This is a genomic window from Lactobacillus sp. ESL0684, assembly GCF_029392675.1.
In the GTDB taxonomy this organism is placed as follows: domain Bacteria; phylum Bacillota; class Bacilli; order Lactobacillales; family Lactobacillaceae; genus Lactobacillus.
The window spans coordinates 674,164-687,654 of record NZ_CP113941.1 but is presented as its reverse complement, the minus strand read 5'-3'; the positions used below and the strand labels follow the sequence as shown (position 1 = coordinate 687,654).

At 37.9% G+C, this 13,491-nt stretch carries 9 protein-coding genes, 1 tRNA gene and 1 pseudogene; 6 read left to right on the top strand and 5 right to left on the bottom strand.

The features are described 5' to 3' along the window. The first annotated feature begins 297 nt into the window (after positions 1 to 297). A tRNA-Arg gene (locus OZX56_RS03375) sits at positions 298 to 371 on the top strand. Between the two features lie 228 nt (positions 372 to 599). Here OZX56_RS03375 and OZX56_RS09215 read toward each other — a convergent pair. After that, positions 600 to 723 (bottom strand): annotated as a pseudogene (locus tag OZX56_RS09215) (type II toxin-antitoxin system mRNA interferase toxin, RelE/StbE family); the annotation flags it as partial. Between the two features lie 367 nt (positions 724 to 1,090). Between OZX56_RS09215 and OZX56_RS03370 the strand changes: the two are divergent. Beyond that, complete coding sequence (locus tag OZX56_RS03370) at positions 1,091 to 1,846, top strand: hypothetical protein (protein ID WP_277140181.1); 756 nt, start codon at positions 1,091 to 1,093, stop codon at positions 1,844 to 1,846. 178 nt (positions 1,847 to 2,024) lie between these two features. On the opposite strand, the gene OZX56_RS03365 is transcribed toward OZX56_RS03370, so the two are convergent. Continuing rightward, positions 2,025 to 3,386, bottom strand: a complete 1,362-nt coding sequence (locus tag OZX56_RS03365) for a serine hydrolase domain-containing protein (protein ID WP_277140180.1) — start codon at positions 3,384 to 3,386, stop codon at positions 2,025 to 2,027. A gap of 160 nt (positions 3,387 to 3,546) precedes the next feature. On the opposite strand from OZX56_RS03365, the gene OZX56_RS03360 reads away from it, so the two are divergent. Next, complete coding sequence (locus OZX56_RS03360; RefSeq protein WP_277140179.1) at positions 3,547 to 5,319, top strand: oligopeptide ABC transporter substrate-binding protein; 1,773 nt, start codon at positions 3,547 to 3,549, stop codon at positions 5,317 to 5,319. A 279-nt stretch (positions 5,320 to 5,598) separates the two neighbouring features. Next, a complete protein-coding gene (locus OZX56_RS03355; protein WP_277140178.1) occupies positions 5,599 to 6,639 on the top strand; it encodes a PTS sugar transporter subunit IIC in 1,041 nt (346 codons plus the stop codon). Positions 6,640 to 6,791: 152 nt separating this feature from the next. On the opposite strand, the gene OZX56_RS03350 is transcribed toward OZX56_RS03355, so the two are convergent. The 3 genes from OZX56_RS03350 to OZX56_RS03340 all read right to left on the bottom strand — a co-directional run bounded on the left by OZX56_RS03350 (position 6,792) and on the right by OZX56_RS03340 (position 10,358). Beyond that, complete coding sequence (locus OZX56_RS03350; RefSeq protein WP_277140177.1) at positions 6,792 to 7,988, bottom strand: amidohydrolase family protein; 1,197 nt, start codon at positions 7,986 to 7,988, stop codon at positions 6,792 to 6,794. Positions 7,989 to 8,109: 121 nt separating this feature from the next. After that, entirely contained in the window at positions 8,110 to 9,297 is a 1,188-nt protein-coding gene (locus OZX56_RS03345) for an amidohydrolase family protein (RefSeq protein WP_277140176.1), read from the bottom strand. A gap of 98 nt (positions 9,298 to 9,395) precedes the next feature. Further along, on the bottom strand, positions 9,396 to 10,358 hold the full coding sequence (locus OZX56_RS03340; RefSeq protein ID WP_277140175.1) for a D-2-hydroxyacid dehydrogenase: 963 nt from the start codon (positions 10,356 to 10,358) through the stop codon (positions 9,396 to 9,398). Between the two features lie 169 nt (positions 10,359 to 10,527). Here OZX56_RS03340 and OZX56_RS03335 point away from each other — a divergent pair, with 169 nt between their 5' ends. Both OZX56_RS03335 and OZX56_RS03330 read left to right on the top strand, forming a co-directional pair. Continuing rightward, a complete protein-coding gene (locus tag OZX56_RS03335; protein ID WP_277140174.1) occupies positions 10,528 to 10,884 on the top strand; it encodes an arsenate reductase family protein in 357 nt (118 codons plus the stop codon). A gap of 76 nt (positions 10,885 to 10,960) precedes the next feature. Beyond that, positions 10,961 to 13,354 (top strand): Xaa-Pro dipeptidyl-peptidase, encoded by a 2,394-nt coding sequence (locus OZX56_RS03330; protein ID WP_277140173.1) that lies wholly within the window; start codon positions 10,961 to 10,963, stop codon positions 13,352 to 13,354. The last annotated feature ends 137 nt before the right edge of the window (positions 13,355 to 13,491 follow it).

Below are 13,491 nucleotides of genomic sequence, written 5' to 3'. Positions count from 1 at the left end.
GGTACAGCATAACATATGAATAGAATACTTATGAAGTAAAGATATTTAGACAAATTAATCAGTCCTTTACCAATACTAAAGAGAAACTTTTACGAATTTTAATCAAACTAGACTTTGTTGAGCTAGCACATAAATTAGCCGATTTTAAAAAATATTTAGCAAACTGAACTAACAATAAATTTGCAAAACGTGATTTTACGAGCAAGTCAAAAAACAAATTAGAAATTTACGGTTGCATTTAACAGAACTTTTCTCTATAATAGTTAATGTTCTGTGAAGAACAAACAAACATACGATGGTCTGGTAGCTCAGCTGGATAGAGCAACGGTCTTCTAAACCGTGGGTCGTGGGTTCGAATCTCACCCGGATCATTTAAGTATCTAATTTAGCTTCGGTATTAAAAGGTTTCTTTAAATTACTGGACTGAATTTGGACTAATAACTTATTTTATAACAAAAATACCACTCGTTAATTCGAGTGGTATTTTTGTTATAAAATGAGTTTTAAAGGTTCATAAGCTCTTTGTTGCTGGTAAACCAGTATTTGTAGTAGGTGTACTTTCCAATCAAAAAAGCAACCTAGCTTTTTGCAAAATTGCTTTACTTAAATAAGTCTGCATGTGAGCCTGTATCAATAAAATCCACATATTCACCATCATATTAACCAATCAGGTTTGATATGTAAGTCTATTTCTGGTTTACGATTAACCACCAGATGATCATTCTGAAATGTATTTGACTTTACATAACATCACCTCAGTAATATGGTACCAAAGCAAGCGGCATATAGTTAACCTGAATGTCAACTTTTTGTGGGTAATAACCTTTTAGCCTTTACTTTGAAATTAATTTATCTAAATTTTGGAGTTCATATTAGATTCAGTGTGGTTTTTATTTAATTTTATCTTTGTCAGAATTTGAAAATAGTCTAAATTTATGCAGCAAAAGAGCGATAACATTTTGCCACTTGCCACATAAAACCAGAAACATAATCATTTGTTATTTAAGCAAATGGAGGTATTAATTAATACTTATATTTGCTAAAATAAATATATAGTCGACTATTAATTATGTTTTAAGGAGAAATAATAATGGCTAAAGAAATAAAAGATAAAGATGGGATTACCTATGTTCAAAAGAAGCCTTGGTATAAGCGCTTTTGGGTTTGGGTTTTAATAGTAGTTGTTGTATTTTGTATTATTGGCGGTATGTCTTCAGGTTCAGATGATGAATCATCAAACTCAAATGATAATTCATCAAGTAAAACTACTCAACAATCAAAGAAAACAACTTTTTCTAAGCCTAAAAAAGCAGTTGTTGAGAAAAATACTGCAAAACTTGTTACTCTAGGTGCTGGAACTTATACAGTTGGTAGAGATATTGAACCAGGTAGATATACCATTACGGCAGCTTCAGGGAGTGGTAATTTATCATCTGATAACGAATCAAATGACGAAGAAATTAATGTAATTTTAGGAACTACAGTCGATAATGATATGGAACAAATTACTTCGTATACTGTTGATCTAACTAAAGATGAAAAAATCAAAATTGAAAGTATCCAATCTACAAAATTTGTTCCAACACCTAACAAGCGGAAATTCCAAACAACTTTAGGAGCAGGACACTGGGAAGTTGGCAAGGACATTAAGCCAGGTAGATATGAAATAACTGCATTACAAGGTAGTGGTAACTTAATATCTAATAACGGAGAAGATGACATTAACGAAATACTTGGTACTACTGCAGATGAAGACTCTGGTCAAATAACTAAAGTTACTGCGGATTTAGTAAAAGGCGAAATTTTAAATACAGATTTGCAGGAAATTAAATTAACTGCTGAATAGTCACAAACACAAAAAATTGATTAATTCATTTGAAATAGCAACTTATAAGTGAGGCGCTATGGCCTCTTTTTTTGCAAAAAAATATCCTGTTAATAAGATACCACAAGGTACTCATCAACAGGATAAAGTGTACAGCCCAAATAAGTCCAAGCAATTAAATACATTGCTTGGACTTATTTTATTCTTTCACAAAAGCAGTCGGATGCTTCAGCGCCGGTTCAGTCATCAGTTCCAAACCATGATTGGTAAAGTTGATTGCCAAAAGTTCATCATCAACTGCCAATTCGACAAATTTCTCGCCCCGCTCATTTTGGATAATTGGGAATTTCCATTTGCCAATCGTCGCCATTAGCTGATCATTTTCGCTGCTAATGGTCACGATACCATAGCCATCATTCTGATAATCACCTAACAAATCGGCATCTGCTGGAACAGATTGAGGATTGGCGCCTCTATGCTTGTCAAACTTAGCTCGCTTAGTTAGAGAACGCTGCTTCATATAGTCTGAAGCTTCTTTAATCCAATCTTTATCCTGCTGGCCAATTACTGCGTCAATAGTTTGGTAAGCCAAAGCAAAAATCGCATCAGTTGAATCCATGTTCATAGTAAAGACAAAAGCTAGATCAAGTTCAGGTACAAAACCTAGAAAAGAACAATAGCCAATATAAGAACCACTGTGGAAAAAGTATTTGTAACCACGATAATCTTCCATCATCATCCCTAAGCCGTAATTAGCAAAGTTAGCACCGCCATAGCTGCGATCCGGTTGCATAATCGATTGCGGTTCATAACGCTGCATGGTAATGCCTTTACCTGTTTGCGCGGTTTTTAATTGGAACTGTCCCCATTTCAGTAAATCACTAATGCTAGCAAGCATACTGCTGGCCCCACCAACTTTACCTGGAGCAATAAATGGTACCTGCATCAACTTGCCATGATCAAGCAGATAAGGCTTGGCAATTCTAGTAGCATCACATTCATGATGATTTATGTAAGTGTCATGTAAGTTTAATGGTTCTAATAAATTCTTACAAATATAGGAACCATAGCTATCGTTAATTACTTGCTCCATTACATAAGTAGCAACTGCGAAAATCAAATTACTATACTGCATTTCAACGCGCAACTCATGGTTAGGCTCCAAGTGTCCTATTGCTGCCACTTTTTGAGCTAAAGTTAAATCTTGCTGATTACAATTTGTAAACCGCATTAAGTCATGTGCTGGCAAACCACTCTGATGGCTTAATGCGTCGCGCCAAGTAATGTGATCAGTAGTGTATGGATCAGCTAATTTTAGTGCTGGCCAATATTTTTTTAAAGGTTGATCTAAGTCAATCTTACCTGATTCCGCTAATTTGCAAATCGCAGTAGCAAAAAAGGTCTTGGAAATTGAAGCAAGCGGATATAATGTGTCTTCTTGCCCGTCACCATAGACGTGGCTAAAGGTCTCCCCATGATGATAAATTCCAACTCCTAGACTCGGCAACTTAAATTCTGCCATTACCTGCTCGGCATAATTATTAATTTCTGCGGTTTTCATTAAATAAGTCCTCCCTTTATGCATCTTATGATTATACCACATCTATTAAAAATTAAATATTTGTATTATTACAATTTTTTTAATCTTTATTTGCTTTTTTCATAATGTCTGTTAAAATTTTAATCATCACTTTAATCAACATTATAAAAGGAGCATTCTGATGAGAAAAAATAAAGCTTTATTAGCAATTAGTACTATTAGCTTGTCGGCATTAACCCTCGCCGCATGTAGTAATAACAAAAATACCAACAATGATAATCAATCAAAGTCCGTCAGCAAATTTGCACATGAAACACCAGTCAAAAAGACAAAACAAGGTGGTACACTTAAAGTTGCACTAGAAACTGATACGCCATTTTCAGGAATCTTTTCTAATGAATTGTCAACTAGTGATATCGACTCGCAAGCCGCCAGTCCTGGTCAGGAAACCTTGTTTGACACTGATGACCATTACCGCATTACTAACAAAGGGCCAGCTACCTTAAAGCTAGATCAAAAAGCCAGTACTATCACTATTACTGTTAAGAAAGGTGTCAAGTGGTCAGACGGCAAACAAGTAATTGCTAAGGACTTGGAGTATCCTTATGAAATCATTGCCAATAAAAAGACGCAATCAGAACGCTACAATACTAATATCGAAAACATTATTGGTGTAAAAGAATATCACGAAGGCAAGGCCGAAACGATTTCTGGGATTGAAATGCCAGATGGAGAAAACGGCAGAACCATTGTTATTCATTGCAAAGAGTTGAAGCCTGGCATGTACAACAGTGGTAATCGTTATTTCTGGGAAGCCGCAGAGCCATATCACTATTTAAAAGACGTTCCATTTAACAAGTTAAAGTCATCCGATAAAATTAGACAAAAGCCTATGTTCTTTGGTCCTTATCAAGCAAGTAAAGTGGTTCGCGGACAATCAATTACTTGGACACCAAACAAATATTACTGGCGTGGTAAGCCGAAGTTAGATAAAATCGTGACCCAAGTAGTTGCCTCAAATTCTGCTTCTCAAGCAATTAAAAGTCACAAATTCGATGTTGCCACAGTTATTCCAACCCAATGGAAACAAGTTAAAAATACCAAAAATGTTAATTTTATTTCACAAGTTCCACTTACCTACTATTATTTAGGATTTAAAGTTGGTAAATGGGATGCCAAACAAGGCAAAAATGTCATGGATAAGAATTCCAAGATGAATAATAAAGCCTTGCGCCAAGCAATTGGGTACGCAATGAACACAGATGCCGTTGATAAGCGATACACTTATGGTATCAAGTTCGCCATTCCGACTTTAATTCCAGCACCATTTGGCGACTATTTCAACAAAAATGAGAAAGGCTATTCTTACAATCTGAAGAAAGCCAATGCTATTTTAGATAAAGCTGGTTATAAGAAAAAAGGAAAATGGCGGACTCAGCCTAATGGTAAGCCTTTGACTATTAACTTTGCGGCAATGACTGGTGACTCAACACGTGAACCAATTATTCAAAATTATATTCAACAATGGCATAAAATTGGTCTAAACGTTAAATTAACTAATGGACGCCTAATTGAATTTAATTCCTTCTATGATAAATTACAAAATGACGATCCCAAAGTTGATATGTTTACCGCAGGCTGGGGCTTGCCAAGTGATCCTTCACCGCAATCCTATTATAGTGAGAGTTCTATCCTAAATTACTCGCGCTTCGTAACTCCTGAGAACAATAAATTATTAAAAGAAATTGATTCACAGAAGGCTTTCGACCATCAATATCGTGTCAAAAAATTGCATGAATGGCAAACTTATATGAATAAAGAGGCATACAATATTCCGATTGATAGTTTCTATCAAATTACCGCTATTAACGATCAAGTTACAGGATATTCATTAAAACCATCTTCCAGCAACAACAATCACACCCTATGGTATAAGGTTGGTTATAGTAAATAAATTTAGGCTTGCATTTTTAACTAGATTCTAGTATTATTTTATTAAGCAATTATGAGAGGTATTATAATTATGACGACACGTATAAACGTTAATTACACTTCAGTTAAATATTATTTTGGTTACTTTAGACAGTTGAGCTGAGTGCCAAATTTGCTATTGAGTTAGACACACAGGTCAGTATTCAAGACAATCTGCGTGTTCAACTTTTTTGATTAGTTCCTCTTTTCTAAAAAACACGCAGTTGTCGTCAGCTGCGTGTTTTTTATTTTAAGGAGAATTTTGATGAAAACTTTTAAAAAGATTGGTTTAGATACCTTAAATGGCCTATCCATCGGAATCGTTGTCGCACTAATTCCAGGAGCATTAGTTAATCAACTAGTCCAAGCATTATTACCAACTTGGCCGCAATTGCAATTTATCCTCGCATTAACCGCATTTGCATCAGGATTATTACCAGCAATTAGCGCGGTTTGTGTGGGCATGACGGCTAAACTATCACCGATTCAGACTTCAGCACTTGCTTTGGCGGCAATCGCTGGCGCTGGTAATTTTACTATGAAGAACGGCAATATTACGGTTAACGGTAGCGGTGACGTCATTAATATAGCAATTACTATTATGATTGGCTATGGTGTGATTTTATTACTAGGCAAAAGTTTAAAAGCCTACACAATTTTATTATTGCCCTTAATCGTCCTAGTAGTAGCTGGCGGAATTGGCCACTTAACCCTGATCCCAGTAGGAAAAATAACAACTTTAATTGGAATCGGTATTGAACACCTAATTGGTCTACAACCAATTTTAATGGGAATCATCATGGGTATTATATTCGGTTTATTAATTGTATCGCCAATTTCATCTGTCGGAATTGCCACAGCAATTAGCCTTTCAGGCATAGCCGCTGGATCAGCTAACCTGGGTATTGTCGGCGTATCCTTTGCTTTAGCGATTTTTGGCTGGCAGGTGAATTCCTTTGGCACCTCAATTGCCCACTTCTTGGGTTCACCAAAAATGCAAATGGCCAATCTGATGACCAATCCTAAACTATTATTACCAATTTCCATTAATGCTGGAATTTTAGGTGGCTTAGGTGCCATTTTTAAAATTGGAGGCACGCCAATGAGTGCGGGATTCGGCTTCTCTGGCTTAATTGGACCACTAGCAGCATTGGCTAATCGACCTAGTGATTTTGCTAATATCAGTTTGGTAATAATTCTGTTCTTTATCTTGCCAATTGCCTTAGGCTTGGTGGCTAATTACCTATTTAATTACAAGCTACATTTCTTTACTGCTGAAGATTTTGCTTTAAATTTTGAATAATTGCTAAAACAATGGATTCATTATTTAGTCAGTGCCTCAAGGTGCTGACTTTTTTATTTGGTAAACCGAAATATTTATACCTGTAACTAATAACGTTAATAAAAAATGCTTTCTCTAATGAAAAAGCATTTTCAAAATTACTAACAAGTTAACTATTTAACTAACTGACCACGTTGATATACCTGCTTATCTACTTGATTTACTGCGGTAACATCGGCCAATGGATTATTCTGCAAAACTAAAAAGTTAGCTTCCTTACCTGCAGTCAAGCTTCCACAATGATCAGCAATCTGTAACAATTCAGCCGCGTAGCGAGTCGCGCCCAGCAGCGCTTGCAGCGTTGTTGCACCTGCTTTAACTAGCAAATCCATCTCACGAGTCGTACTACGATCAAACATGCTTAAAGGAGTACCTGCATCAGTACCAACAACAACTTTAACACCCTTTTTAATCGCCATACCCACATTCTTATAAAATGTTTTGATAATTTGCGAGTTTTTCTTTTGCATATAATCTGGTACTAAATCTCCAGCATCAGCGATACATTGACTAGCATTCAACGTTGGCACTAAACAAACGTTATGCTCAACCATAAAATCAGCTTGTGCTTCATCAAGAAAAATCCCATGTTCAATCGAATCGACTCCAGCCTGTAGACTCAATTCAATCCCGCGATTACCTTGAGCATGAGAAGCTACGGTCATGTGCTTGGAATGTGCCTCACTAACAGCAGTTTGCAATTCTTCCAAGCTTAGCTCCGTATCATCTACTCGGTCAGTTGGTGACATCACTCCGCCAGTAGCCATAACCTTGATATTCTTTGCACCATGCTTGAACTCTTCACGCACAGCCTGCCGCATTTCTGCCTTGGAATTAACTAAGTGACCCCAATTTTGATCATGATCTTGACCAACGGTGAAATCACCATGACCGCCCACAATCGACATTGGTCTACCCGACGGTACGATTTCTGGACCATCAACGAGTCCTTGTTGCATTAACTTCATTAACTGAATATCAACATCAAATACGGCACCACAGTCGCGAATAGCCGTGACACCCGATTTAAGTAACGTACGTAAATTATGCAATGCTTGTACCGTAGCCGCTGTTTCAGTCGAATCTGCTTGTACCTTAAGCGTTGGGTCAAGCATGATATGTGTATGAGCGTTAATCAACCCCGGCATGACATATTGTCCTTGCAAATCAACCACTTTTTCAGCTTGTGGTGTCTTACCTGTACCAGTTTTAGTAATTATACCTTGGTCATCGACCAGCAGCCAAGCATTTCCCTGAATCTTTTCATTAACTGCATCAAACAAGTTGCAATTCTTATATAAAGTTGCCATTGAAATTACCCATCTTTCTACATAAATTAATTTTTTAGTCTTATTATAACCTATTTTTAAGATAAAAATAGTGGAATTTATGAATATTGTAAGATTGCAGTATTCCTATATTTAATTCAAATTAATACTCCCTTTTGCCCTTCTTATAGACTGCCTTATTAGTTTGGGCAACTGCCTTAATATCGGTTAAAGGATTTTTATCTAGGACTAAGAAATCGGCATATTTGCCAGTAGCTAAGGTGCCATATTCATCAGAAATTTTCATTAATTTAGCAGCATTAACACTAGTTTGCAGAGCTTCAAAGTTACTAAAACCAGTATCAACTAAAAGCTGGAGCTCAACTGGTGTCTTGTCAAAGCCATTAAAAGTTGTACCAGCATCAGTACCAAGTGAAATTTTAACACCACGTTCATGAGCATGGGCAATGTTTACTTGCAGATCAGCCAAAGCTGTTTTTGCCTTATTCATCTCCCAGGCAGGAGCAATATCTTGCGCATATTCAGGAAAAGCCCAAGCAGCAATAATTGTCGGCGTTAAATAAGTGCCATTTTTCAGCATCAAATCTATGGCTGCATCATTAACATAGTAGCCATGTTCAATTGAATCAACACCTGCTTCTAGCGCATTCATAATTCCGGCAATTCCCTCTGCATGAGCTGCAACAATTAGTCCCTTGTGATGAGCCTCTTGGACAGCCACACGAATCTCGTCAACACTTAATTGTGGATCATCCATCGAATCTTTTTCAGTCATAATTCCACCAGTAGCCATGACTTTCACAGCCTTGACACCACGTGCTAATCCTTGACGCACAGACTTGCGCATTTCGTCAGGAGAATCAACAATATAACCGAAGTTGGGAATATCTCCATGACCACCGCTCATTGAATATGGCCGTCCCGAAGGCAGTACCTCTGGTACCTTAGTAATTTTTCCTTCAGCAATCATCCTAGCAATCGTTAAATCAATGTCAAAAGTTGAGCCACATTCACGCACGTAGGTAACGCCAGACTTTAGCATTGTATGCAGGTTATCTACCGCATTAACAGTCGTTTCAATCACATTAAAATCGGTCACGCCCCGAGAATCAGTTGGATCCATCACCATGTGAGTGTGACAATTGATTAGACCTGGCATTACATACTTCTCTTGAAGATCTACCCAGTTATCCGCTTGCGGCGCCTTCCCCGTACCAAGCGCAGTAATCTTACCCGTTTCATCATCGACTTCTAACCAAGCATTCTGCTTAAGTTGATTCGTTTCACCATCAAATAAATTACAATTCTGATAAATAGTTTTGGTTTTCATCGCGTGCTCCTTTAATCCACATCTAATAACCACATTTTATGCCGTTTTTTCAATGATAACAATAGCAATCCAAAATACTGAACTAGTAACCGCGAAGCTTACTCAATGACGTTTAATCTTTCATGCTTTAAAAAAGCAATTAAATTGTCCACGACTATCGCCAGTAAACGTTCTCGTGTTTCCTGTGGTGCCCAAGCAATATGCGGTGTTAAATAACAATTTTTGGCTGAAAGCAGCGGACTTTCAGCAGGAATTGGTTCTGTTTGAGCAACATCAACAGCTGCAGCTGCAACTTGACCATTATTTAGGGCTGTCGCCAAATCGGCTTCATTAATTAATCCGCCACGAGCAGTATTAATAATGATTACATCCGCTTTCATTTGTTTAATTGCAGCTGCATCAATCAGATTAGTTGTCTGCGTAGTTTGTGGTACATGCAGACTAATAACATCGGATTGCGCATATAATTGCGCTAGACTTACCTGCTCCACCCATGCTGCTGGCACAGTTTTTGGTCGATGATTATAAAAGATTACTTTCATCCCAAATGCGTGACCTATTTCAGCCACCTTTTGAGCAATTGCCCCAAAACCAATTAGGCCTAGAGTTTTCCCTTGAAGTTCCATCAATGGTTTAGCCCAAAAGGTAAAGTCAGGATTACTGGACCACTTGCCATCATGCACCAATTGATTATGCAAACCTACCTGATTGGTTATTTCTAGTAATAGAGCAAAAGTTGCTTGAGCAACTGCCTCAGTACCATAAGTTGGCACATTGGTTACTGTTACTCCAGCCTTTTTAGCGGCATTAAGATCAATCACGTTATAACCAGTAGCAGTTACGCCAATATAGTTTAGACGCGGAGCTGCCGTAATCACCGCTTCATCAAGTGGCGTTTTATTAGTTAACACAATCTCAGCGTTGCCTATTCTACGCAAGATTTCTTGATCATCGTCTACCGGTGTTCGATCATAAAAAGTGCAATTACCAATTTTTTCTAATTCTGACCAATCTAAATCGCCAGGATTTAGCGCATAGCTATCCAAATTTACAATTTTCATGTTTACTCTTCCTCACATTTCAAGATTAGCTTGTTAATCACTCATTTTACCTTAGTATAGCTTACTTCCAAGCAAATTTACTAGTCAGCCCAACCAACAGCGTTAAAGTTTTAGACTGCTAACAGGTTTTGTTATAATTAAACTATTAATTTAAAAAGAAGGCAGAAAAATGATTAAATTTTACGGTTACAAACGTTGCTCTACTTCCAGGAGCGCACAAAAATGGCTAGAAGATCACGGTGTCCAATTTGAATTTCAAGATTTAGTCGAGCAGCCACCTCAAAAAGAGGAGTTAATTAGTTGGATGAAGCAATATCAGGACCGCGGTTTACGATATTTCTTCAATACCCACGGCATGGATTATCGCAAAATGCAATTAAAAGATAAAATTGCCGAGATGTCGATTGATGAAGCAGCTGATTTAATGTCGAAAAATGGTAAACTTATCAAACGACCATTAGTTGTCGGTAGTAATAAACTTACCTGCGGCTTTAACGAGCAAGTTTACACAGAAACTTGGCTATAAAACACTAAAACGGGCTAAGGCCCGTTTTCTCTTGCTCAAATAACTAGTACAATAGGAAATAAAAAAGGAGCGAATTATGAAGTATAATCAATATGCCTATGTCGAAACTGACTACCAAACCCAATTACAAGAATTACAAGCGATTAATTTTTTACCTAAAAATTACCAAAATTTATCCTTTGGACAATTATTAGCCGAATTAGTAGCTAATACCTTAGCTGAAGTCAACCCAACCGCCGATTCTGCGCGATTAGCAAAACTGCAAGAATTTGCCGTTAGTTCCAAGCAGTCATTAGCCGAATTCATCACCAGTAATCCTGAAAGTATCAGTCTCAAGCAATTTTACAATGTTGCTTTGCAACTATTAGGCTACCATGTTGATTACGACTACGATTTAGCCGATCCAATACGCTTTATGAATAAGCAAGCATTACCCGTTGTTTGCCACATCACTAATCAATCTGAATTAATCAGCGCTTTTTACCGCTTATTAAATACCCGTACCAAAAATGGTCAGTTATTAATTGATGTCATGGCGGGTAAAGGCTACTTCTATCGGCAATTGGGAACATGGCCTAAAAACAAATTTATCTTATTTAATGGTAAAAGCCTGCCAATTTTTGATACTAATAAAGTTATTCGGGAAGTGGTCTACGTTGAAAGTGACCTCGACACCGACCATGACGGGCAACCCGACCTACTACAAACCACCATTTTCCGTCCTGTCGAAAGTAACAGGATGCCTGTGCCTGCGTTATACACGGCCAGCCCATATTTTGGCGGAATCATTAGCAATGAACAGCGTAATCATAACGTTGATGAAAATTTAAGCGACGCCACCACCTGGACTAATCCACAATATGAACCCGCTAATCAAATTGCTGCCAAACCAACGGGAGATGAAAATTATCCAACTACTGAGCAAGCTACTGGTAAATCTTCTTATCCGTTAAACGAATACATGCTGGCACGTGGCTTTGCTAGTGTATTTGCTGGCGGTATCGGTACTAAGGGCAGTGATGGCCTACGCATTACCGGTTCACCTGAAGAAACTGAAAGTGCCAAAGAAATTATCGAATGGCTTCATGGCGACCGAATTGCCTATACTGACCGCACTAAAAAATATGAAACTAAAGCCAGTTGGTGTAATGGTAACATTGGCATGACTGGTCGTTCATACCTAGGAACCTTGCAGATTGCTGTCGCAACTACTGGCGTTGCAGGTCTGAAAACCGTTATTTCTGAAGCTGCAATCTCTTCTTGGTATGATTACTATCGTGAGCATGGCTTAGTTATTGCTCCCGAAGCCTGTCAAGGAGAAGACCTAGACTTGTTAGCCGAAACCTGCCAATCTAACCTTTGGGATGCAGGCGACTATCTTAAAATTAAGCCACGCTATGATGAAATGCAAAAGACGCTTTTGACTAAAGAAGATCGAGTAACCGGACAATATTCAGATTTTTGGGAAGCTCGCAACTACCGTCACCACACCGATCAAATCAAGTGTTCTTGGATTAGTGTCCATGGTTTGAATGATTGGAATGTCAAACCAAAGAATGTTTACAAAGTGTGGCAAAAGGTCAAGCAATTACCAATTGAGCATCATCTTTTCTTACATCAAGGACCGCATTATAATATGAATAACTTGGTTTCAATCGATTTTACTGATTTAATGAATCTCTGGCTCGTTCATGAATTGCTGGAAGTTGATAATCATACAGATGAGCAGTGGTCAACCGTGCTAGTGCAAGACAATCTGCAAGCTGATCAATGGCACGCTGAAAATGATTGGAGCGATGAAATTGGTCAACCTGTAACCTATTACCCCACTAATGACGGAACATTGCAAAAAGATGGTAATGGCAAGCAGCAACTAACTTTCACTGATCTAGGAGGTAGCGAATTTAAAGCTGCCAAAATATCTGAATCAGAATGGCAAAATCAATTTATAGCGGGTGAACCAAAATGGGCTAAAGCTAGCTTACGCTTTGTTAGTGATGAATTTATCCATCCCGTTACGCTTGTCGGCAGGCCTGAAGTTAAGTTACGTGTTTCTGCCAGCAAAACAACCGGTCAGCTTTCGGTTGCTTTGGTAGAACTTGGTGAGCGTCAACGTTTAACTGCTACACCTAAGGCTTTGATGTCTGGCGGTCAAGAACTAGCCTACCGTTTTGGCACCGATACATTGCAAGAATTTGTACCGACTAAAGCAACCCCAGCTAAGTTAATCACTAAGGCACATATCAATTTGCAAAATTATTCTGATCTGCAAAAGCCAACTCCAATTGAAGCCGGAAAATTTTACGACTTAAGCTTTAAACTGCAGCCAACCTATTACACTCTGCCAGTTGGCGCTAAGCTCTGCCTCATCATCTATTCCACGGATCAGGGCATGACCAAACGCCCACTTGCAGCAGAAGACTATACTATCGACTTGGCTAATACAGAGATTAAATTTAGCCAAAAGTAAATTAATTCACCCAAAAAGCAGCTAGTTTGTGCATAGCTGCTTTTTAGTTAGTCATTTTATCAAAAATAGCTTGACGTTAAGGCTGGAAATCGATTACATTTAAATAAAACTAATTTTATAAATTTTTTAAGGAAACG